Here is a 21,746-nt window from a genome sequence, read left to right as displayed (position 1 = left end):
CGTTGGCCGGTTCTCGGATTTACACCGTTAATACCACTTAGTCTTCCGATAAACGGCGTTAGAATAGTTGGGCTTATACGCGTGGGATTGTACAACAGGGGTATGGACTTCGAACTGTCCGACGAGCAGGAGCAACTCAAGAAGGAGGTTCGTCGGTTCGCCGAGAACGAGATCAAGCCGGTCGCGACCGAGTACGACGTCGAGGAGAAGTACCCCCACGACGTGATGGAGAAGGCCGCGGAGAACGGGCTGCTGGGCGGCGGTCTGCCCATCGAGTACGGCGGCGCCGGCCTCGACACGCTGGACACGTCCATCGTCGTCGAGGAGATGTTCGCCGCGGACCCGGGCATCGGGTTCTGCGTGACGGCGTCGGCGTTCGGGAGCGAGGCCATCGTCGAGTTCGGCACCGAGGAGCAGAAGGAGGAGTACCTGCCCCCCATCGCCGAGGGCGAGTCCGTCATGGGCGCGGCCATCTCCGAGCCCGACACGGGGTCGGACGTCTCGTCGGTCTCGACGACCGCGGAGAAGGACGGTGACGAGTGGGTCATCAACGGCAACAAGATGTGGATCTCGAACGGGACCGTCGGCGACTACTTCGTCGTCCTGTGCAAGACGGACCCGGACGCCGAGGGTCGCTACAACGGCTTCAGCCAGATCATCGTCGAGGCCGACCGCGACGGCTTCCAGGCGGACAAGATCCACGGCAAACTCGGCATCCGCGCGAGCGACACGGCGGAACTCATCTTCGACGACGTGCGCGTCCCCGAGGAGAACCTCCTGGGGACCGAGGGGATGGGCTTCCTGCAGCAGATGCAGTTCTTCGACGAGACCCGCACCGGCGTCGCCGCACAGGCCGTCGGCATCGCGAAGGGCGCCGCCGAGCGTGCGCTGGAGTACAGCCAGCAGCGCGAGCAGTTCGGCCAGCCCATCGGCGAGTTCCAGGCCATCCAGCACAAGCTCGCCGAGATGCACACGAACATCGAGGCCGCCCGCCAGCTGACCTACAAGTCCGCCTGGTCCGTCGACAACAAGGAGGGCCAGCTGACGACGCTCGCGTCGATGGCGAAGGAGTACGCCTCGCGCGTGGCCGTCGACGTGGCCAACGAGGCCGTCCAGATCCACGGCGGCGCCGGCTACGTCAACGACTTCGACGTCGAGCGGTTCTACCGCGACGCGAAGATCACCCAGATCTACGAGGGCACCACCGAGATCCAGAAGAACATCATCGCCCGCGAACTCCAGGGCAAGGGCTTCTAAACCCGAGCTGTTTTGACGGCTCGGGTGGCCTCGGCGACGCTTCGCGCCGCCTGCGGCCACCGCTCGCCGTCGTGGAATCGCGCAGCGATTCCACGGGCAATCAGAACGCAAATCGTTCTGATGACGCCAACAAACGTTCAGTAAAAATGCCGCTGACTCCCGCCGGTCGCCAGTGGTGTCTCCGAAAATCTTCGATTTTCGGGATGACGAGAGACGCCGGAGGCGTCTCTCGAACCAAACCGCGCTCGCTTCGCTCGCGCGGATGCACTTCCGTATTACTGGCTTGGATGGTGGATTTTTCTATAATAGTCCACATATATAATCGGGAATCGGAGCTCGGATATTAATCCAGGTATCTGAAGAATATCGGGCAGTCCCATACGTTCAAATACCGGCACGCGACCAGCACCCCCATGCTCTGACGAGCCATCGCCGGACCGCCGACCCGACCAGTCGGAACGCCACCGACTGCTCGGTTCCGCCAGCGCGGCACCACGGTCCGGCGGAGGGAGCGGTGTCGCCTGCTCGCCAGCCACTGCAACCGACCCCGGTGACCGTCGGGGCCGTGGTCGCCGGTGTCGGTGGACCTTTGCGGGCCGGCGCGGGAGCGTCGGTATGGAAGTCGTCATCCTGGCCGCCGGGCAGGGAACCCGGATGCGGCCGCTGACCGACGCCGTCGCGAAGCCGATGCTCCCGGTCGGGGACCGACCGCTGTGTGCGCACACGGCTGACGCCGCCGTCCGCGCGGGGGCGGACGAACTGGTGTTCGTCGTGGGCTACCGCGGCGATGACGTCCGCGAGCACTTCGGCGAGGAGTACCGCGGCGTCCCGGTCCAGTACGCCGAGCAGGTGGAACGACTGGGCACCGCCCACGCCGCCGCGCAGGCCCGGCCGTACCTGGACGGTGACTTCGTCGTGCTGAACGGGGACGACCTCTACGACGAAGCCGCACTGGAGGCACTGTTCGAGTCGTGTCCCGCGGTCGGCGCCTACGAGGTGGACGACCCGCGCCCGTACGGCGTCTTCTCCATCGACGGCGGCCACGTTACGGACGTGGTGGAGAAACCCGCCGAGCCGCCCAGCAACCGTGTCAACGTCGGTGCCTACCACTTCCCGGCGGAGGCGGCCGACTGGCTGACCGAGACCGAACTGTCCGAGCGCGGCGAGCACGAGATCACCGACGTCCTGGCGCGCGTCGTCGACGCGTTCGACGTGGCTGCCGTCGATGTCGAGCGCTGGCTCGGCGTGGGCCGCCCGTGGGAGCTGCTGGCTGCGAACGAGTGGAAGCTCGGCGAGCTGGAGCGGCGCATCGACGGGGACGTGCGCGGCGACGCCGAACTCCGCGGCACCGTGGTCGTCGAGGAGGGCGCCACGGTCGAGCCGGGCGTCGTCATCGAGGGGCCCGCGCTCGTCCGCGAGGGTGCCGCGGTCGGCCCGAACGCGTACGTCCGGGGAGCGACGCTGCTCGGCCCGGACACCCACGTCGGGCACGGCGTCGAGGTGAAGAACACGGTCGTAATGGCCGGCTCGAACGTCCCCCACGTCTCCTACGTCGGGGACAGCGTCCTCGGCCCGGGCGCGAACCTCGGCGCCGGCACACAGGTCGCGAACCTCCGCCACGACGACGGTGACGTCCGGACCGTCGTGAAGGGCGACGCCACGTCGACGGGCCGTCGGAAGTTCGGTGTCGTCGTCGGTCCCGGCGCGAAGACGGGTATCAACACCAGCCTCTACCCCGGGAGCGTCCTTCCGACGGACGGCTGGACGCGGCCCGGCGAGGCCTACCGCGGTCCCGAGCCGTCGTCGGACGGAGACACGTAGCGAGCGCTCCCCCGGAGTGTTGCCGCAAGAACGCCGCCGAAAGTATGGGCATAAGTAGGGGCGGTGTCTGGCCTCGAGTAATGGTAGACCCGACCTCGGATCTGGGCGAGGACGTCACCGAGGAGGACGCCCCGCGGTGTCGCACCTGCGGCGAGCCGATCCTGAACGATCCACAGCACCGCGTGATCACCTGGGTCGAGGACGGCGAGGTCCGGAGTGCACACTTCTGCAACGACACCTGCCGCATGGACTGGGACGGCCAGTAACGGAAACGAAGCGGTGGCGTGCAGGGGACCACGAACGAGTCTCCCTACCCAAGGTGACAGTTGGAGCCCCACCGCACGCCATGTGAACCTACGACACGCGTCGTCGTAAGTGCTGCGCCCGTTTGCGTGGCGCACGCTGTACCGAGCTGTCGCTGGCTCTTTCGTCTCTGTTCCGGGACTCTACAGCACCGACCGGCGCCAGGGCGGCGAGGTCGGCCAGGGGAACGGCGCTGTCGACCGACCCATGTGCGCACGCCGCGGGGACGATGACCTGGGGGCCCACCCTCCGAACGACGCCACCGTTCCACGGCCGGACGACGGAACACCGCACGGGCGTCGGGTAGGCTTATGAATCGGGGTCCCCTGCAGCCACCCATGACGGAGGAGCCAGATTCGGAGATCGATACCCGGGTGAGTGAGATCATGACCTCGCCGGTGCGTACGGTGTCGGCCGACACCACCATCGCCGAGGCCGCAGAGATCCTGTCGAGTGAGGGGATCGGGTCGCTGGTGATCGGCGAGGAGATCATCGACGGCATCATCACGGAGATGGATATCGTCGAGAGCGTCGGGAAGGCGATGGACCCCCAGACGACGACCGTCGAGGACCTGATGTCGGACCCGGTCGTCACCATCCGGCCGAACGAGTCGGCCCGTGTGGCCGGCGAGCGGATGGGTCACAACGGGGTCAAGAAACTGCCCGTCGCCGAGGACGGCCGGGCCGTCGGCATCATCACCACGACCGACCTGGCGCTCTATCTCCCCCGGCTCCGAATCAACATGACGCCCCAGCCCGAACCGGACATCGGGAAGGGGGAGTACGAGTAACACGGGGCAACCGGTTTTACCCTCCCACCCTAGCCGGGTGTATGGACTTCGAGCTGTCCGACGAGCAACAGCAGATCCGCGAGGAAGTGCGGCGCTTCGGCGAGAACGAGATCAGGCCGGTCGCCACGGAGTACGACCGCGAGGAGACGTTCCCGTACGAGGTCGTCGAGAAGGGAGCCGAGATGGGGCTCACCGGCGCGCAGATCCCCATCGAGTACGGGGGCGCCGGCTACGACGCGCTCGACGTGGCGATCATCGTCGAGGAGCTGTACGCGGCCGACCCCGGTGTCGGCGGCTCCGTCCTCGGGACCGCGTTCGGGAGCGAGGCCATCGTCGGCTTCGGGACCGAGGAACAGAAGGAGGAGTACCTCCCGCCGCTGGCCGAGGGCGAGGCCATCATGGGGTCGGCCATCTCCGAGCCCGATACGGGCTCGGACGTCTCCAGCGTGAGCACACGCGCGGAGAAGGACGGTGACGAGTGGGTCATCAACGGCAACAAGATGTGGATTACGAACGGCTCCGTCGGGGACTTCTTCGTGGTCCTCTGCCGGACCGACCCGGATGCTGAGGGTCGCTACAACGGCTTCAGCCAGATCATCGTCGAGGCCGACCGCGACGGCTTCACGAGCGAGAAGATCACGGGGAAGATGGGCATCCGCGCGAGCGACACGGCGGAACTCATCTTCGACGACGTGCGCGTCCCCGAGGAGAACCTCGTGGGGACGCGGGGCGCCGGGTTCCTGCAGCAGATGCAGTTCTTCGACGAGACCCGCACCCAGGTCGCCGCACAGGGCGTCGGCATCGCGAAGGGCGCCGCCGAGCGTGCGCTGGAGTACAGCCAGCAGCGCGAGCAGTTCGGCCAGCCCATCGGCGAGTTCCAGGCCATCCAGCACAAGCTCGCCGAGATGCACACCGACCTGGAGGCCGCGCGGATGCTGACCTACAAATCGGCGTGGTCCGTCGACAACCTGGACGAGCAGCTCACCAGCCTGGCGTCGATGGCGAAGGAGTACGCCTCCCGCGTGGCTGTCGACGTGGCCAACGAGTGCGTCCAGATCCACGGCGGCGCCGGCTACGTCGACGACTTCGATGCCGAGCGGTTCTACCGCGACGCGAAGATCACCCAGATCTACGAGGGCACCACCGAGATCCAGAAGAACATCATCGCCCGCGAACTGACGAAGTAGCGCCGGGCGTCGGCGCTACCGGTCCGCGAGCGAGAACAGCTGATAGAGCGTCAGTAGCGCGAGCGGGAGGAGGAGGACCGACAGCGCGCTCACGATCAGGACCGTCCCGACGGTGTCCAGCGTGACACCACCGACGGTGAGCGCGAGGCCGCCGGGCGGGAGCACGGGCATCGCGAGCGCGACGCCGACCCCGCCACCCAGGACCAGCGCGACGACGACACCAACGGGGTCATCGGCGGTCTCCATGCCGACCATCCCGGGGGAGTGGTCTTTACTCCAGCGCTCGCTGCACCGAGAGCCCTCCACTCAGGCGAGGAGCGTCCACGAGAGCAGCGCCGCGACCCCCTGGCCGATTCCGAGCGCCGCGATGGCTCCGAGCAGGAGGTAGGCGGCGGTCGGGCGGCGTTCGGCCAGTCGCCCCAGCAGGACCACCAGGAGTGCCACCCCACAGAGCTTGCCCAGCAGGTACGGCCAGGCGGCGCCGAAGCCGTCCACCAGCGACCCGCCGACCCCGACGGCGGCCGCGGCGAGTGGGCCGCTCGCGGTCCCGCCGAGTGCGTCGACCACCACGACAACGGCGACGGCGTGGAACGCCTGCGCGTACGTCGCCAGCAGTGCGAGCGAGCGCCCCGCGGCCAGCGCGGGGGCAGCACTCAACCCGAGGACGAACACCACCGCCGCGGCCGCGACGGCCGCCACGACCGGCGCGACCACGAGCGGGACGAGGGTGCCGACGGTCGCTCGCCCCGCCAGCAGCGTCGCGACGAACACCGGGACGGTCGCTCCGGTTCCCACCGCCACGAGGTACGTGGGCGGGTCCCCCCGCGCCCGGACCACTCCGGCCTGTACGAGAGGGAGCCAGAGGAGGACCGCCAGGGCGACCGTCGCCGGGGCGACGAGCGGCGAGCCGAGCATCGCTGCGAGCGGGCCGTCGTAGACGCCGCTCCCAGCCAGCGCGTGGAGGAGTCCCCCGAGGACCATCCACGGTGTCGCGGCCAGGACCGTCCGACGGGTGAGTGGTGGGCCGAACCGTGCGACGCCCCCGGCCGACAGGAGCGCCACGATGACGACCAGCGGCGCCGTGACGAGGTCGGGTGCTGGAGGGCCGGCCATACCCTCGAAGCCAGCGGGCCACGGCAAAACGCTTGCGCGTTCCCGGTGTGCTCCCGGCCCCGCTGGGTGGACGAATCGCCGGACACGAACCGCTTCGGAGACAGACCCTTAGGCGTTCGGCCCCTACATGGAACCATGCGGAAACAGGAACTCGTCTACCTGCACGGCCTGCTCCGGGAGGTCCGTGAGTACTACGAGCGCGAGACGGGCGACCAGGTCCTCACCCCAAGGTACGACGCGTGCGATGTCTCCCCGAGCGCCATCCACCGTTCGAAGGCGGCACAGGAGGAGGCCGTCCGGACGCTCCTGGCCGAGCTCGTCGAGACGATGGAGGGCAGCCAGCAGATCCGTGCGGACGCCGACTGAGCGGCCGGCTCAGGGGGCCTCGTCCACCGAATCCGGGTCGAGTCCGAGGGATGCTAGCTCCTCTTCGAGCCGGTTGATCTCGCGTCGGATGGCCTCCCTGTCCTCGAAGTTCGCGGTCCCCTCGCGGAGTCGCAGCACGACCAGCTTCGCCTGCAGCTCCTTCGCTCGCCTGGGTCCTGGTCCTCGGCTCCGGTCACGGTCGAACCGAGGCGCCCGATCCCCGTGAACCCTCCCCTGACACGGGCATCCGTGGTGGTCCTTCGCAGTATTCGACCGTTCCACGCACCCGGATGGCGTCGGAAGATGCTATTTTACATTTTCTACCACAATCCGGCATCAATCAGTAAAGATTCCTGAAATTACCGTCAAAATTATACACCGAGTAAACCGATGTACTGTTGATGGAGCCGAACCGACGTGACGTCGCTATCCTCGAGTATCTGGCGGAGGTGAGTCTGGCACTTCCGCCGAAGGTCCTGTACTACAACATGAAGGCCGACAGGGAGATAACGTTCTCCGAGCGGACCCTGAAGCGGCGCCTGAAACTCCTCATGGAGGCCGAGCTGGTCGACCGTGTCGAGGGGACGGACGGTTACTACCGTATCTCGTCCGCCGGCCGGGACCACGTCGACGGCGATTCCGGGACACGCTGAGCCCCTGGGCCCGTTACTGGAACGCCCGCCCGTAGGTCTCCTCGGGCTCGTCCTCGCTCCCGGTCGTCTCCTCGATCTCGTCGAGATCGAGCTCGAGCCTGTCGAGCGTCCGCTCGAAGGCCTTCCGTCCGATCTGGTTCAGCTCGGCGAGGGACTCGTCGAACCGCCTGGGACCGAAGCCGTCCTCGAAGACGTACAGGGGCTTCGCGGTCCGGTACCCGTCGAAGTACTCGATTCCCTCCGCGTCGTGCATCTCTGTCAGGTGGTCGATGCGGATGTTGGCGGTCTCCAGCTCGTCGAACAGCGCCGTGAGGTCGTCCTCGACCTGCACGATGGGCCGGCTCCGCGTGATGTCGAACCCGTCGACGTTGGTGAGCCTGCGTGCCGCGATGGCGTGGAAGTAGCTGTCGGTCGGCTGGCTGACGATGGTGAACACCCCGTTCCGGTACCTGACCTCGATGATCTGCTGCCCACGCTGGTTCCGGAACCCACGGTAGGACGCGTTCAGGGCCGAACAGCACCCCGCGAGCCGCCCGATAGCGCGGTCGTACTCCCGCATGGGGCGAGTGTGTTGTTCGAGCCACAAGAACGCTGGCGTGACCGGCTCCGGGCGAGCCGGGCGAGAGCCACGGGTGGGATTTGAACCCACGAATTCTCGATTACAAGTCGAGTGCTTGAACCGCCCAAGCTCCCGTGGCGCGCGCGAGGGTTCGCCCGGGTGACTGGAAACCTTATCGGTCGTCGGCGGTCGGGTGGTGCCCTATCCGTCGTCGATGGTCCGCTGGAGTTCTACCCGGTGGTCCTCGTAGCCGTGGCGCCGGTAGAACCGTCTGGCGGCCTCGTTCGCCGCCATCACCTCCAGCGAGACGACCGAGACACCCTGTTCGGCGAGGTGGCTCTCGGCTGCCCTCAGCAGTGCGGTCCCGATGCCGCGGCCGCGTTCGGCCGGCCGGACGTAGATGTTCCTGACCACGCCCCGGTCGGCGGTCTCCACGAAGTCGCCGGTCGCACGGCTCGCGGTGACGAAACCCAGGAGTGACCCGCCGCCGTCCGTGTCCGCCGCGCGGTCCGACTCTGCCGTCCCCTCGACCCGGCGCGCGACGAACAGGCCGCCAGTGACCGCGTGGCGCAGTGCCGCCTCGCGCGCCGCGCTACGGTTCCGGGCCGCGTGCAGGCGCGAGCCGTGGTCCTGCTGGTCCGTGGCGAGTGCGACCCAGCAGTCGGCGACCGCCTCGGCGTCGGCCGTCTCGCCGCGCTCGACGAGCACGTCCGACGGCGCGGCGGCCCGGTCGGTCACGCCCCGGGGGCGGGCTCGGCCTGCCAGTCCTTGCGGAGCACCTCGACCGCCGGGAGCGACTCGCCGGTCAGCATCCGGAGCGCCGCGCCACCGCCCGTCGAGATGTGGTCGAACCCCTCGATGCCGAGTCCCCGGAGCGCCGCCGCGGTATCACCCCCGCCGACGATGCTGTACTCCGCGCGGGTGGCGGCCTCGTACAGCTCCTTCGTCCCCGTCGCGAACAGCTCCTCCTCGAAGACACCGGCCGGCCCGTTGAGGATGGCCGTCCCGGCGTCGTCGAGGATCTCGGCGTACGCCGCCACCGTCTTGGCGCCGATATCCATCGCGGGGTTCTCGGACGGCAGCTCGTCCAGGTCCAGTTCGACGCGGTCCCCATCGCGCTCGACGGCCACGTCGCGGGGGAGGTGGATGCGGGCGCCGAAATCGTCCAGCAGGTCGCCCGCGCGCTTGACGGCCTCGTTCGAGCGCTCGTTGACGACGTGGGCGCTGGCGGCGCCGAGCTGGACGCCGTCGGCCAGCAGGAAGGCGTTGCCGACGACGCCCGAGACGAGGACGTGGTCGGCGAGCCCTCGCTCGAGAACGGAGCGGGCGACGTCCAGCGAGTCGACGATCTTCGCCCCGCCCAGTGCGTACACGCGGGGCTCGGGCGTGTCGCCGATGCTCCCCAGCACGTCGAGCTCCCGCTCCATCACGCGCCCGGCGTAGCCCGGCACCTCGACGGGGAAGCCCACGAGCGAGGGCTGCGAGCGGTGGGCGGCGGCGAAGGCGTCGTTGACGTAGGCGTCGAGCGCGGGCGCGAGCTTGCGCACGAGGAAGGTGTCGGCGGCCACCTCGGGGTCGAACTCCATGTACTCCTCGGAGTAGAAGCGCGTGTTCTCGAGGACGACGCACTCGCCGTCCCCGAGCGCGTCGATCCGGTCGCGCGCGGCCGCGGTGAACGTGGCGTCACAGTGGTCGACCGGGGCGTCGAGCAGCTCGTCGAGCCGTGCCGCGTGCGAGGAGAGGTCGGCGAACTCGTCGCCGCCGGGCCGCCCCTGGTGGGCCAGCACCGCGACCCTGGCGCCCCGGTCGAGCAGCTCCGAGAGCGTGTCCAGGTGTGCGCGGACCCGCGAGTCGTCCGCCAGCTCCCCGTCGTCGAGGGGACTGTTGATGTCGACCCGCACCCCGAGGGTGGTCCCGGTGGCGTCGAGGTCCGCCAGCGTCCGTAGCATGTTCGCCCGTCCCGCCGGACCCAGCAAAGTCCTTTCCTTCCGGCTCCCGGGGTGGCCGGGGGTCCGTGGCTCGCGCTGCCGGATGTCACTCTGACCGCCGGTTCAAGGGTCGACACCGGCAGAACAGCGGCAGGTTCATTAGTCCGCCGGCCACGAATGACCGCGTGAACTGAACGCATGGGTGTCGCAGAATCTCTCAGACAGGGGCGGTCGGTCATCACCGAGCGGCCGGCGCTCGTCCTGCTGGCGCTCGCCGGTGCAGCACTCTTCGTCGACCTGCTGGTCCGGCTGTTCGTCCTGCCGGCCTCGAACGGGGGCGTCGCCATCTCCTCGTTCGCCACGCTCCTGCTCGACGGACTCGTGCTGGGGCTGGTGTACGGGCTCGCCGGCGTCGGCCTCTCGATGACGTACAGTATCCTCAACTTCGCCAACTTCTCGCACGGTGACCTGGTCACGAGCGGTGCCTTCTTCGGCTGGGTGACGACCTGGCTCATCACCGGCCTCGGCACCGCCTCCGCGGGCGCGCTGTTCCTGCTGGGTGGTGGTGGCGGGCTCACCGTCGGCGACCTCGACCTCAGCATCGTGAAGACGCCGCTCGCCATCCTGCTGGGGATGGTCGTGGCGGCCGGCGGGACCCTGTTGCTGTCGCTGTTCATCGACCGCGTCGTCTACAAGCGGATGCGCAACCAGAGCGGCATCGCGCTGCTCATCGCCAGCATCGGGGTGGCGCTGGCACTGCGCTACCTCATCGCCTTCATCTGGCAGACCGGGAGCCTCTCGACGACGGCCGTCAACGACGTCGAGAGCTTCCCCGTCTTCCTCGTCGACGGCACCATCAACGTCGACGTCCACGAGATCACGCTCATCGTGGCCGCCATCGCCCTGATGCTCGGTGTCCACGTCCTGCTCCAGAACACGAAACTGGGCAAGGCGATGCGCGCGATGGCCGACAACGAGGACCTCGCCCGCGTGACGGGCATCCCGACCGAACGCATCATCACCTACACCTGGGCCATCGGCGGGGGTCTCGCCGGCATCTCCGGCTACCTCATCGCGCTCAACACCGGGGTCCTGCGGTTCAACCTCGGCTGGGTGCTCCTGCTGCTCATCTTCGCCGCCGTCATCCTCGGCGGAATCGGCTCCATCTACGGCGCGATGGGTGGGGGCCTCGTCATCGGCCTCGCCGAACAGCTCTCGCTGGTCTGGATCCCCAGCGAGTTCACCACCGTCGCCGCGTTCGGCGTGATGATCCTCGTCCTGCTGTTCAAGCCGTCTGGACTGTTCAGCGGGGTGACCGTCGCATGACCGACGGCAGCCCCGACACGCCCCGAACCGCACCCGACGGTGGAACCACGGTGGAACCACCCAGCGACGGACTCCTCGACAGCAAGGGTGCCCGCGACGCGCTGCTCGTCCTCGGCCTGATGGCCGGGCTCTACGTGCTGTTCGCGCTCATCTCGATGGGGCAGGGCAACGACTTCAACGGGCTGGTGAACACGCTCCAGCGCATCACCTTCCTGTCGGCGGTGTACGCGATGCTGGTGCTGGCGCTCAACCTCCACTGGGGGTACACGGGACTGTTCAACATCGGGATTGCCGGATTCATGATGGTCGGCGTCTACACGTTCGGCATCATCACGGGCTCGCCGGAGGCGACCGGGACCACGGGCGCACCGGGGCTCGGACTCCCCATCTGGGCCGGGTTCATCGGCGGCGCGCTGATGGCGGGCTTCTTCGGCTTCCTGGCCGCGCTCCCGGCACTCCGGCTGGACGCGGACTACCTCGCCATCGTCACCATCGGTTTCTCGGAGATGATCCGGCTGACGATCAACTCGACGACGCTGCAGACCCTCGAGATCGGGGGCATCGAGATCGGTACCGGCGGCGCCAGCGGCATCATCTTCCCCGGTCCGGACCTGCTCGTCCGGGGGCTGCTGTTCGCGAACCCGGCGACCAACTCGAACCCGACGGCACTCGGGGACTTCTGGTTCGGCATCGGGACGGCCGCCGGGATCGAGGACTCCGTGATGCTGGGCTGGGCGTACGCCATCTTCCTCGTCCTCGTCGTGGGGCTGTTCTACGCCATCCTCATCCGGACGGGCAACTCCCCGTTCGGCCGCGTGCTGAAGGCCATCCGCGAGGACGAGATCGTCGCGAACTCGCTGGGCAAGGACACGAACCGGTTCAAGATCGTCGCGTTCGTCGTCGGCTGTGCGCTGATGGGCATCGGCGGCATCCTCTGGCGTGGTGCCGGAGGCAGCACGACGCCGACCTCGTTCCTCCCCATCGCGACGTTCTACATCTTCATCGCGCTCATCATCGGCGGCTCGGGGTCGAACACGGGTAGCGTCATCGGCGGCGCGGTGTTCGCCTCGCTCCTGTTCCAGGGCCCGCCCGCCATCGCGGGGCTCGTCGACAACGCACTGCAGGGCGTCATCGATGCCACGCCGACGACGTTCGTCGACGCGCTGGCCATCGGCCCCGGCGGGTTCGTCGTCTACATGCTCGACAACATCTCCTCGCTCCGGTTCGTCCTCCTTGGCGTGGTGCTCATCCTCGTGATGATCTACCGTCCGGACGGCCTGCTGGGCCACCGCAAGGAGACTGCCGCCAGCGTCGACCTCTCGGTCCGTCCCGACGGCGAGGGCGGTACCGGCGGCGGCCGTCCCGCGGCGGACGGAGGTGAGACCGATGAGTGACTCCGAGGAGGAGACCGACCCGGGCGCCGAGGAGCACGAGGACGCCACGGACCCCGACGACGGTCACGACGACCCCGCGGGCCCGGCCGACGATGCGTCGGAACCGACCGGGGAGTCCGGCTCACCCGAGGAGTCCGACGCACCCGGGGAACCCGACCCGGTCGAGGAACCGACCGCGGACGAATCGGACACCGAGGCCCGCAGCGCGGGAGCCGCAGGCGCCGCGGGGGCCGCAGCGACACAGGCGAAGGCCCCCGACGAACTCCCCGAGACGGACGACTCCGACATCGAGCGGCAGGCCCAGGAGACCCCGCGTGGCCTCCCGCTCCGGGTCCAGAACCTCCGGAAGACGTTCGGGGGCATCACGGCGGTCGACGACGCCTCCTTCGAGGTGGAGGAGGGCTCGCTGACGGGCCTCATCGGGCCGAACGGCGCCGGCAAGTCGACCACGTTCAACTGTATCACCGGCGTCCACACGCCGAACTCCGGCCACGTCTTCTTCAACGGCGAGGACATCACCGGGCTGGAGCCCCACCAGATCGCCAACCGCGGGCTCGTCCGGACGTTCCAGATCGCCCGCGAGCTGGAGGAGATGACCGTGCTGGAGAACCTGATGCTCGCCCCACGCGGGCAGAAGGGCGAGTCCATCGTCCGGTCGGTGACCCCGGGGCTCCGGCGCGGCGTCATCGAGCAAGAGACCGAGATCCGCGAGGAGGTCTGGGAGACGCTGGAGTTCTTCGAGATCGACCACCTCGCCGAGGAGTTCGCGGGCAACCTGTCGGGCGGCCAGCGGAAACTGCTCGAGATGGCACGGGCGCTGATGACCGACCCGGAGATGGTGCTGCTGGACGAGCCGTTCGCCGGCGTCAACCCGACGCTGGAGGAGAAACTGCTGGAGCGCATCCACGAACTCCGGGACCGGGGCTACACCTTCCTGCTCGTGGAGCACGACATGGACCTCATCATGGAGAACTGCGAACACATCATTGTCATGCACCAGGGGTCGGTGCTCGCGGAGGGCACCGCCGAGGACATCCAGGGCAACGAGGAGGTCATCGAGGCCTACCTCGGAGGTGACGTATGAGCGACGCGGCCGACTCCGACGACGGCGTCTCCACCGGCACCCGTGCCGGCGACGCCTCGGAGTACAAGTCCGCGACGGACTCGCTGCTGGACGTGACCGACCTCGACGCCGGCTACGGCGACCTCCAGATCCTGTCGGGGGTCGACATGAACGTCGATGACGCGGAGTACGTCACCATCGTCGGGCCGAACGGCGCCGGCAAGTCCACCGTGATGAAGTCCATCTTCGGGCTCACCACGTACATGGGCGGGTCCATCCAGTTCGGCGGCGAGGACATCGCCGGGATGAACCCGGAGGACATCATCCACCTCGGGCTGGGGTACGTGCCGCAGAACGAGAACGTGTTCGCCGGCCTCTCGGTCCGCGAGAACCTGGAGATGGGCGCCTACATCCTCGACGAGTTCCCGGAGGACCGCATCGAGGAGATCTACGACCGCTTCCCCATCCTCAGAGAGCGCGAGGGGCAACGCGCCGGCACGCTCTCGGGCGGCCAGCGCCAGATGCTCGCCATGGGCCGGGCGCTGATGCTCGACCCCGACCTCCTGATGCTGGACGAGCCCTCGGCGGGCCTGGCGCCGGACCTCGTCCAGGAGATGTTCGACCGCATCGACCGCATCAACGACTCCGGCACGGCCATCCTCATGGTCGAGCAGAACGCGAAGGAGGCGCTCCGGCGTTGTGATCGGGGCTACGTCCTCGTCCAGGGCGGGAACCGGTACATGGACGCCGGCGACGTGCTGCTCGAAGACGAGCAGGTCCGCCAGGACTTCCTGGGCGGATAGGCCGCGGACGACCGCGGTCGTCCGCTGATCGTTCCAGGACTCGTTATCCGATTCTCGACGAGATATGCGACTAGAGTCACGTATATGGGCAGTAATGGCGAAGCTCTTCGGTCGAGAGGTGAAAAATTCAGAAATCCGAGATGTTCGCTTACTGCCCGAGCGCCGTGTTGAGCTGCGAGGTGTACGAGGACTTCTGCTTCTCGAAGGCGACCTGCTGGGGCACGGTGCCGTCGTGGTTGTCCTCGAAGGCCTTCTTGAACGACTGGCTGAGCGCCTGGCCGTAGTCGTTGTTGACGTACAGCGTGGAGACGCTGGAGACGTCGTTGTCGGCAGCCAGCTGTGCGAGGACCTGGCCCTGCAGCGCGTCGCTCGGCGGCGTCCGGTAGATGTAGTCGTTGTCCTCGAGCGTCGTCACGGTGGGCGAGGTCGAGGAGGGCGAGCAGCCGACGACCTTGCTCGGGATGAAGACCTGCTTCGAGACCTGCAGGTTCACACCGGAGGAGGCCGGGCCGGTGACCGCCGGGTAGCCGGCGTTGACCAGCGTCTCCGCGGCCGAGACCCCGGCGTCGGGGTTGGTCTGCGTGTCCTCGACCTGGTAGTCGAAGGTGAAGTCCGTGTTCCCCTCGAGCTGGCGGGCCGGCAGGATGGCACCGTCGCGGATCGGCTTCCCGACCGGGGCGAGGTCGCCGGTGAGCGGCATCAGGACGCCGAACTTCACGGTGCGGCCCGACGAGGAGCCGGGGTAGTCGGCGGAGGAGCCGCCATCGCCGCCACCACCGCCGAAGTCGATGGTGCTCTGCTGGGTCACGCCGTCGGAGGTGAAGCCGAACACCTCGTAGGTGACCGCGCGCATGTCGCCGTTCTCGTCGAAGTTGACCGACGAGGAGGCACCGGCGTAGTTGATGTCGTCGCCGGCCGCGACGGCCTCCACGGCGTCGGCGAGTTCGGACGGACCGAACTCCTCGCCACTCGGGTTGGCGACCGCGCGCATCTGGTCGCGGACGGCCTTCCCGTTGTTCTCACCGGCGGCGAGGTTGGCGAGCATCAGGACCGCGCTGGCGTCGTACGCCTGCGAGGTGAACACGCCCGGCTCGGCACCGAACTCCTCCTGGAATCGGTTGGTGAAGAACTCCTGGCCCGGCCCGGCCGCGGTCGGGGCCGTCCCCGTCACGTTGCTCATGTCGTTGCCGACCTGCCCCGGCAGTTCCGGGGCCTTCAGGCCGTCAGTGACGAAGATGGGCACGTCGGTGTCGAAGTCGCTGTAGAAGTCCTTGAACAGCTGGACCCCGGACTCCGGATAGCCGATGACGACGAGTGCCTCTGCTCCCCCGGAGCCACCGTCACCACCGTCACCGCCGTCACCACCGCCACCGTCACCGCCATCGCCACCCAGCTGCGTGCAGCCGGCGACTCCCGCGACAGCACCGAGACCGGCAGCACCTTTCACTACATCACGACGTCGGTATTCCCGTGTCATGTCAACTGTTCCCTTATATTGGAGAATATATAAAGTCTGTCAAAGATGAAACCCGGATTTCACCATACAGCGGTTCCTTTCCCCACATTCGGGGCGGAACACCGGAGCGTCCCGGTGTATTAAATCTCGTGGCCGTCCGCGAACTCGACGGTCGTGCCCTCGTGCCGGCAGGTCTCCAGGGCGTGCTTCGCGCCCATCCCGGCATCCTGCGCGGTTCTCGCACGGCCGACGCCCACCTGCAGGTCGACGTCGACCTCGCCGGCGACGTGGTCGACGGCGTCGCGGTAGGCGGCCCGGTCCAGGTCCGGACAGACCGCGATGACGTTGTCGCCGCCGACGAAGAACGACAGCGAGTCGTGCGCCCGGCGCATATGCCGCATCAGTTCGGCGTACCCCTGCTCGATCTGGATGAACGAGTCGAAGGCGTTGAGCCGGTCCGTGTACTTCCCGGTGGCGTCGATCACGTCGAAGTGGGCGATCTGGACGTCATCGTCGGTGCGGTCGTCCTCGGCGAGGAACCCGCCACCGAGGATCTGGGTCCGGTCCTCGTCCTGGGCGCTGCCGGCGGCCTGCAGGAGGTCCGTCGCGTCACCGAGCGCGGCAGCGGGCGAGGGGTCGGTTGCAACACCCAGCGACACCGTCACCGGGTACCGGTTCGCGACCGACTCCTGGACCAGGGCGTGGGCCTCGCGGTCCAGCCCGTTGGTGACCGCGATCATGTTGTCGAAGCGGGTGAAGAAGACGTACCCGTCGCGGTTGCCGATGAGCTGCGAGAGGTCTGCGTACAGCCGGGACTGGAGCGTCTGGAGGTCGACCTCGCGACGCGGTTCCGGCGTGACCGTCCACGGCCCGTAGTTGTCGATCTGAACGAGGGTGACCTGCGTGTTCGTCACTGCCGGAGACTCCGGGGGTGCGTAGTAAATGCGTTACCGTTCACGGTTCCGAGATGTGGTTCGGTGCGGCCGCTCGGTGGCGCTGTCGAGTTCGGGGCCGGGGGCGGGCCGTCGGCCCGGTCTCCGTGCGGCTACCGACCGATCTCCTCGGGCGTGATCTCCCACATATCGTTCTCGCGCATCGCGTGTCCGACCGCCTTGTGGAACGCCACGAAGTCCTCGAACTCCGCCTCCTCGACGTGTTCCATGATGTCGGCCACGCTGACGACGCGGTCGTGGTTCAGCCGGACCGGGTGATCGCCGTACTCCTCGACGAACGCGTCGCGCTCGAGGGGGAAGTCCTCCTCCTCGTCGAGCTTCTTCGCGAGGATGGCCTGTCCGTACTTGCGCATCCCCTCGCTCCCCTCCTCGCCGTCGGGGTCGTGCGGCCAGTCGCTCATACCCCGAACTCGGATTGGCCCGCGCATAGTCGTTATGCTCTGCGCGCGTGCACCGGATGCTCCCCGCTGCGTCGGCCCGCCGCCGGTCAGTTGCCCGGCCTCCGGCGCTCACGTCGGCGGGATGGCCGGAGCCGTCGGGGGAACGACCCCCCAGCGACTGCCGACCGCTGGTAAATGGGGTGCCAGGTTTCCACCGGGTGTTCAAGTACCCCTTCGATCGGTCCTGGGGTAGAATTCTTGGGTTAGAGGCGCTCTACCTAACCTTTGGACGCAGTTGTCAATTTCTTCTTTAACCCGTAGCATCCAGATGGAGGTACACCGGGAGCAACCGGGGCATAACAACAATGCAGTACCTCAAACTCACGCTGTCACCCACGCACCGCGCGATCCACCCAGTCGACCGGTTCATCGAGGGGCACCGGAGCGTCACGCGAGAGGAGCTCCTCCACGTCGACGCACGGGCCGACGGGACGACCGTCCTGCTGTACCGGCTACTGGGCGACCGTGACTCGTTCGAGACCGCGCTCTCCCAGCGGGCCAGCGTCCGCGACTACGACGTCGTCGAGGTCGAGGAGGAGGGGTTCCACGCGTTCGTCCAGGCCGACTCCCCGGACGACGGGAGTGCCCTGCTCGAGATCGCCCACGAGAACGCCCTCATCATCGACACGCCGCTGGAGTTCACCGAGGGCGGCCTCAAGGCGACGCTCGTCGGCACGCACGGGAACCTGCGCGAGGCCCTGGGCCAGCTGCCGAGCGCGCTCGACTTCACCGTCGAGAACGCCGGTCCGTACGTCCCCGGTGGAGAGGACCTGCTCTCGCCGCTGACGGACCGCCAGCTGGAGGTCTTCGAGACGGCCGTCGAGGAGGGCTACTACGACGTCCCGCGGCGCGCGACGCACAAGGACATCGCCGACAACCTCGGCTGTGCCCCCTCGACCGTCGACGAGCACCTGCGCAAGGCCGAGTCACGCGTCGTCTCCGGCCTGGTCCAGTAGCTCGCCACGGCTCCCGGTCGGCCGCGCGGGCGGCCGCAAACGGAGCGGAGCACGGAACGGGGTCGTTCGGCCGCCTTGGTGGGCAGCGCGAGAGCGCGACCCCCGGTGCACGGTGGGTGTACCGGTGGGAGGCCGGACACACGTCAGGCAGCGGGTTGTCCGGCCGCCTTGGTGGGAGGCCGGACGTGACGCCGATGGTGGTGGTGGTCGCGGTGGTGGGAGCCGGGCTGTCGCTGGTGGTGAGCGCGCGGGCGCGCATTCGACTCGCGTCATGTGCGCCGATTCGCGGCCCGGACACACGCTGGCGGTGTGGGTTCGTGTCGGGGGGTGACGGATGCACCGTCCATCGAAGCCGGACCGGTTTTGGGGCGCGCAATCGCACCCTGGAACATGAGCCAGGACCAGCAGGTGGCCACTCGGTCGGATCGGCGGCGACGGAGCGTCCGGCAGTTACTGTTCGTCATCGCCGGCTCGCACACCGGCGCGTTCCTCGGGTCGGCCATCCCGAGTTCGCGGCTCGGCATCCCCGGTGATGTCTTCTCCATCCTCCTCATCACGGTGCTGCTGGCGCTCCCGTTCGTCGTCGACTCGAACTGGGAGCGGATCGACCGCTGGTATCAGGAGCGGTTCGAGTGACCGGAGAAGGGGACCGCGGAGTCCAGGCGTTCGGCCTCGCCGTCCCCGACCAGTAGCTCCGCGTTGTCGGCCGGGAGGACCGCCACGTCGCCGGCCGCGAGGTCGTACGCCCGGCCGTCGACGCCGAAGATCTCCCCCACGTCGGCCGTCACCTGGACCAGCGTGCCGTTCGTCCCTGACGCGTCCGCCCCACCGGCGTCCGACCGGGCCGACGCCTCCCTCGGGGTGTCCCCGGTCGTGGGGGCGGCCGTCGAGTCGGAGCCGGCTGGCGCCGGGTCGGGGTCGGCCGGTGGGGATGGCTCCTGCGACGCGGCCTCGTCAGCTGGCACCGGGTCGCTCCCCGGTGGGCCGTCGGCGGGCGGGACCGGCTGGTGGCCCGCCTCGGCGGCGGTATCCGGCCCGGGGTCGGCTGCAGCGTCGCCGGTCGCGTCGCCAGCGCGCCCGCTCGCGGTATCGGCCGGGGCCACGTCGGTTGCTCCGTTCGCAGTATCGGTCGTCACGGCGTCGGTGGTTCCGCCCGCGGTCTCGGTCGTCGCTGTCGCAGCGGCGGGCCCCCGCTCCGCCGGTGGCGTCTCGGTCGGCGCGCGCTCCGGGTCCGGGGACGGGCTCGCGTCCGCCCTGCCTGCGGACCGGCCGTCGGCCCCGCCTGGGCCCGCCTCGCCGCTCGCGCCGTCTCCGACGCCTCCCATCGCCGATGCCGCGTCCATAGCGTCGTCCGTCGGGTCGGCGTCGCCGGGTCCGTTCCCGGGGACGCTGCTCCCGTCGGACGACTCCCGCGGTGGCGCTGGTTGGCCGGAGTCCGACGTCGATGCCGGCCCCGAACCCGACTGGGACTCGGGCGCGCCGGCCTCCCGGGTCCCCGTTCCCGGCGTCGGTGCCTGCCCGGGTGGCGAGGCGTTCTCGGGGTCGGTCCCCTCGTCTGCCGTCGAGACCGGGCCGTCGGCGGCCGGGCCCGAGCCGATGTGGACCGGTTCGTCCTCGGCCGCGCGCGGCTGGCCCTCTTGGTCGCCACCTGCGGCCGGCGCGTCGGCCCGTCCGGGGGTATCCGGGGTCGCGTTCGCGGCACGGCCGTCGGCGGCGGTCTCGGCCGGTTCGCCGGCCGACGTCCCCGGTCCGGTGCCGTCGCCGGACGTGCCCGCGAGGGCGTCGAGGACGCGCTCGCGGTTGGCCTCGATGTCACCGACAAGGGTCTCGAAGAGGTCCGCCTCCTCGGCCGTGAGTCCCTCGGCGTCGACGGCCATTCCGGCTGCGTCGAAGGAGGCCATCTTCACGACCTTGCCGACGCGGCGCTCGTACAGCGACTCGACGACCTCCTCGGCGGTCTGGATCTCGTTGGTGAGCCGCTGGACCTCCGGGTCGTCGTACGGGAAGGAGTAGTCCGTGTTCGCGGCCGCGCGCTCGCGCTCGGTGCGCAGGCCACGGATGAAGCTGGCCGCCTCCTCGTAGAAGCCGTCGCGCAGGTGCTGGAGCTGGGAGGCCTGTCGTTCCCGGCTCTGCGCGCTTCGGAGTTCGTCCAGATCCATCAGTTCGAGTGTCTCATTCGGGTGCCTTCTCGGCGCGCCCCCTCGCCATGAGGAAGACGCCCCGTGCCTCTGTCACTCGTTGCTCTCCCTCCTGCATGGTAAACGCTTCGCCCAGCAGCTCGACCGGCCCCGCCTCGGTCACGGTGATGCGGATCTCGTTGTCGCGGAACGTCTCCGGGACGGCGTCGTCCAGCGGGTCGAAGTCCGCGAGTTCCGCACGGTCGAGCGGTTTGACCTCCAGCCCGCTCCCGCCGTGGAGGCTCCCCGGCAGCCGGATGAGCCGGTTGATGTCCGTGGTCACCGGCTCGTCGATGGGTGCGCCCGCACTCGCGAGTTCGTCCTCGAGGAGGGTCCGTGCCACGCTGAAGAAGGCGGGGTGGACGTCGACGTTGCCGTCGGCGATGGCGTCGCGGTTGTTCCGCATCGCGCGCAGCGCCCCCTCCGCCTTCTTCGCGCCGACGTTCTCGAACTCGCGGAGCCGCTCGATTGCGGCCTCGTCGTCCAGCCCGGCCACCTCGTCGACGAACTCGAGGAGCTCGGCGTGGAGCCGGCCACTCCAGCCGCCGTCGGGTGGGAGCGTCCGCTTCTCAGCCGGGCTCTTGCGCCCGGCCTCCCCGCCGACCGCCTCCGTCCGGATGAGGTCCTCGAACTCGACCTCGGCGCCCCGGACGTACGCGGCGATCTCGCCGCGCGCGCTCCGGTCCAGAGCCTGTACGTCCTCGCGGCGCACGTGGACGTGGTAGCCCCGGCCGCCCGAGAAGACGACGTCCGTGTCCGTGAAGCCGAAATCCGATTCGAGGATGTCCAGCAGGCGCAGGAGGGCGTCCTTGCAGGTCGCCAGCATCTCGGCGTAGGTCGCTTCCTCGGGGTCGACACCGGGCAGGTGGTCGGCGTCGAGGTCGAACACGAGGTCCGAGCCACGCCACCCCTTCTGCCCCATCGAGTTCGCCCCGGGGTCGTCGTAGCTCCCGGCGGAGTAGTAGACGTGCCGGGGGCGCACGGAGTCGTCGGCCAGCGCGTCCGCCAGGTCGTCCGCACCGCCGACGAGGTCGATCCACGCGCGGTGTCGGACCATCCGGGTGCCCCCCTCGCTGAAGGGGATGTACCCCCACTCGCGCTCGTTGGCGCGCGGCGGCGGCTCGATGGAGACCCGCCGGTAGTGGTCGCCAAACCGGCCCCGGAGGTACTCTCGCGTCCGTTCGTTCATGATCGTCTGGG

Annotated in this window: 24 protein-coding genes and 1 tRNA gene; 13 read left to right on the top strand and 12 right to left on the bottom strand. The window is 68.8% G+C overall.

Annotated features, from left to right (window positions below; all coding sequences use genetic code 11):
- The first annotated feature begins 102 nt into the window (after positions 1-102).
- From P2T62_RS14270 to P2T62_RS14250, 5 genes are all read left to right on the top strand, one after another.
- Positions 103-1,257, top strand: a complete 1,155-nt coding sequence (locus tag P2T62_RS14270) for an acyl-CoA dehydrogenase family protein (protein ID WP_276257745.1) — start codon at positions 103-105, stop codon at positions 1,255-1,257.
- Positions 1,258-1,872: 615 nt separating this feature from the next.
- Positions 1,873-3,078: a bifunctional sugar-1-phosphate nucleotidylyltransferase/acetyltransferase gene (gene glmU / locus P2T62_RS14265; RefSeq protein ID WP_276257744.1), complete on the top strand. Its 1,206-nt coding sequence runs from the start codon at positions 1,873-1,875 to the stop codon at positions 3,076-3,078.
- 80 nt (positions 3,079-3,158) lie between these two features.
- The gene (locus tag P2T62_RS14260) at positions 3,159-3,344 is read left to right on the top strand and encodes a DUF7576 family protein (protein ID WP_276257743.1); all 186 of its coding nucleotides are present in this window, start codon (positions 3,159-3,161) and stop codon (positions 3,342-3,344) included.
- Positions 3,345-3,719: 375 nt separating this feature from the next.
- Entirely contained in the window at positions 3,720-4,172 is a 453-nt protein-coding gene (locus tag P2T62_RS14255) for a CBS domain-containing protein (protein WP_276257742.1), read from the top strand.
- 41 nt (positions 4,173-4,213) lie between these two features.
- A complete protein-coding gene (locus P2T62_RS14250; protein ID WP_276257741.1) occupies positions 4,214-5,359 on the top strand; it encodes an acyl-CoA dehydrogenase family protein in 1,146 nt (381 codons plus the stop codon).
- 15 nt (positions 5,360-5,374) lie between these two features.
- Here P2T62_RS14250 and P2T62_RS14245 read toward each other — a convergent pair whose 3' ends face one another.
- Complete coding sequence (locus P2T62_RS14245; protein WP_276257740.1) at positions 5,375-5,605, bottom strand: hypothetical protein; 231 nt, start codon at positions 5,603-5,605, stop codon at positions 5,375-5,377.
- Between the two features lie 60 nt (positions 5,606-5,665).
- Positions 5,666-6,472, bottom strand: coding sequence for a DUF63 family protein (locus P2T62_RS14240; protein ID WP_276257739.1), 807 nt, complete (start codon positions 6,470-6,472; stop codon positions 5,666-5,668).
- Between the two features lie 135 nt (positions 6,473-6,607).
- Between P2T62_RS14240 and P2T62_RS14235 the strand changes: the two genes are divergently transcribed.
- Entirely contained in the window at positions 6,608-6,838 is a 231-nt protein-coding gene (locus P2T62_RS14235; RefSeq protein ID WP_276257738.1) for a UPF0058 family protein, read from the top strand.
- A 9-nt stretch (positions 6,839-6,847) separates the two neighbouring features.
- On the opposite strand, the gene P2T62_RS14230 is transcribed toward P2T62_RS14235, so the two are convergent.
- A complete protein-coding gene (locus P2T62_RS14230; protein WP_276257737.1) occupies positions 6,848-6,976 on the bottom strand; it encodes a hypothetical protein in 129 nt (42 codons plus the stop codon).
- Positions 6,977-7,239: 263 nt separating this feature from the next.
- On the opposite strand from P2T62_RS14230, the gene P2T62_RS14225 reads away from it, so the two are divergent.
- Positions 7,240-7,491, top strand: coding sequence for a hypothetical protein (locus tag P2T62_RS14225; protein WP_276257736.1), 252 nt, complete (start codon positions 7,240-7,242; stop codon positions 7,489-7,491).
- Positions 7,492-7,504: 13 nt separating this feature from the next.
- On the opposite strand, the gene P2T62_RS14220 is transcribed toward P2T62_RS14225, so the two are convergent.
- The 4 genes from P2T62_RS14220 to P2T62_RS14205 form a co-directional block, all read right to left on the bottom strand.
- Positions 7,505-8,050, bottom strand: coding sequence for a hypothetical protein (locus P2T62_RS14220; RefSeq protein WP_276257735.1), 546 nt, complete (start codon positions 8,048-8,050; stop codon positions 7,505-7,507).
- 65 nt (positions 8,051-8,115) lie between these two features.
- A tRNA-Thr gene (locus P2T62_RS14215) sits at positions 8,116-8,189 on the bottom strand.
- A 62-nt stretch (positions 8,190-8,251) separates the two neighbouring features.
- A complete protein-coding gene (locus tag P2T62_RS14210; RefSeq protein ID WP_276257734.1) occupies positions 8,252-8,788 on the bottom strand; it encodes a GNAT family N-acetyltransferase in 537 nt (178 codons plus the stop codon).
- A complete protein-coding gene (locus tag P2T62_RS14205; RefSeq protein WP_276257733.1) occupies positions 8,785-9,999 on the bottom strand; it encodes a phosphoglycerate kinase in 1,215 nt (404 codons plus the stop codon). The genes P2T62_RS14210 and P2T62_RS14205 overlap by 4 nt, the downstream gene beginning before the upstream one ends.
- 177 nt (positions 10,000-10,176) lie before the next feature.
- Here P2T62_RS14205 and P2T62_RS14200 point away from each other — a divergent pair, with 177 nt between their 5' ends.
- From P2T62_RS14200 to P2T62_RS14185, 4 genes are read left to right on the top strand one after another with little or no spacing between them, the layout of a single operon-like run.
- Complete coding sequence (locus tag P2T62_RS14200; RefSeq protein ID WP_276257732.1) at positions 10,177-11,304, top strand: branched-chain amino acid ABC transporter permease; 1,128 nt, start codon at positions 10,177-10,179, stop codon at positions 11,302-11,304.
- Positions 11,301-12,698 carry a branched-chain amino acid ABC transporter permease gene (locus P2T62_RS14195; RefSeq protein WP_276257731.1) on the top strand — a complete coding sequence of 466 codons (1,398 nt, stop codon included), beginning with the start codon at positions 11,301-11,303 and terminating at the stop codon, positions 12,696-12,698. The genes P2T62_RS14200 and P2T62_RS14195 overlap by 4 nt, the downstream gene beginning before the upstream one ends.
- A complete protein-coding gene (locus P2T62_RS14190; protein WP_420028375.1) occupies positions 12,691-13,782 on the top strand; it encodes an ATP-binding cassette domain-containing protein in 1,092 nt (363 codons plus the stop codon). Before P2T62_RS14195 ends, P2T62_RS14190 begins: the two co-directional genes overlap by 8 nt.
- Complete coding sequence (locus P2T62_RS14185) at positions 13,779-14,564, top strand: ABC transporter ATP-binding protein (RefSeq protein WP_276257730.1); 786 nt, start codon at positions 13,779-13,781, stop codon at positions 14,562-14,564. Before P2T62_RS14190 ends, P2T62_RS14185 begins: the two co-directional genes overlap by 4 nt.
- A 148-nt stretch (positions 14,565-14,712) precedes the next feature.
- Here P2T62_RS14185 and P2T62_RS14180 read toward each other — a convergent pair whose 3' ends face one another.
- The 3 genes from P2T62_RS14180 to P2T62_RS14170 all read right to left on the bottom strand — a co-directional run bounded on the left by P2T62_RS14180 (position 14,713) and on the right by P2T62_RS14170 (position 17,374).
- The gene (locus P2T62_RS14180) at positions 14,713-16,041 is read right to left on the bottom strand and encodes an ABC transporter substrate-binding protein (protein ID WP_276257729.1); all 1,329 of its coding nucleotides are present in this window, start codon (positions 16,039-16,041) and stop codon (positions 14,713-14,715) included.
- Between the two features lie 119 nt (positions 16,042-16,160).
- On the bottom strand, positions 16,161-16,934 hold the full coding sequence (locus P2T62_RS14175) for a GTP cyclohydrolase III (RefSeq protein ID WP_276257728.1): 774 nt from the start codon (positions 16,932-16,934) through the stop codon (positions 16,161-16,163).
- 131 nt (positions 16,935-17,065) lie between these two features.
- On the bottom strand, positions 17,066-17,374 hold the full coding sequence (locus P2T62_RS14170) for a DUF5785 family protein (protein WP_276257727.1): 309 nt from the start codon (positions 17,372-17,374) through the stop codon (positions 17,066-17,068).
- A gap of 344 nt (positions 17,375-17,718) precedes the next feature.
- Between P2T62_RS14170 and P2T62_RS14165 the strand changes: the two genes are divergently transcribed.
- Entirely contained in the window at positions 17,719-18,369 is a 651-nt protein-coding gene (locus P2T62_RS14165; RefSeq protein WP_276257726.1) for a helix-turn-helix domain-containing protein, read from the top strand.
- 390 nt (positions 18,370-18,759) lie between these two features.
- Entirely contained in the window at positions 18,760-19,005 is a 246-nt protein-coding gene (locus P2T62_RS14160) for a hypothetical protein (RefSeq protein ID WP_276257725.1), read from the top strand.
- Here P2T62_RS14160 and P2T62_RS14155 read toward each other — a convergent pair.
- A complete protein-coding gene (locus tag P2T62_RS14155) occupies positions 18,987-20,528 on the bottom strand; it encodes a hypothetical protein (RefSeq protein WP_276257724.1) in 1,542 nt (513 codons plus the stop codon). The two genes, P2T62_RS14160 and P2T62_RS14155, sit on opposite strands and share 19 nt — an antisense overlap.
- A 13-nt stretch (positions 20,529-20,541) precedes the next feature.
- Positions 20,542-21,735 (bottom strand): DNA primase small subunit PriS, encoded by a 1,194-nt coding sequence (gene priS, locus P2T62_RS14150; protein WP_276257723.1) that lies wholly within the window; start codon positions 21,733-21,735, stop codon positions 20,542-20,544.
- Between the last annotated feature and the right edge of the window lie 11 nt (positions 21,736-21,746).

The sequence above is a fragment of the Haloglomus litoreum genome, from assembly GCF_029338515.1.
In the GTDB taxonomy this organism is placed as follows: domain Archaea; phylum Halobacteriota; class Halobacteria; order Halobacteriales; family Haloarculaceae; genus Haloglomus; species Haloglomus litoreum.
Note: the sequence above shows the minus strand (reverse complement) of the source record. Positions and strands in the feature narration are given on the sequence as shown.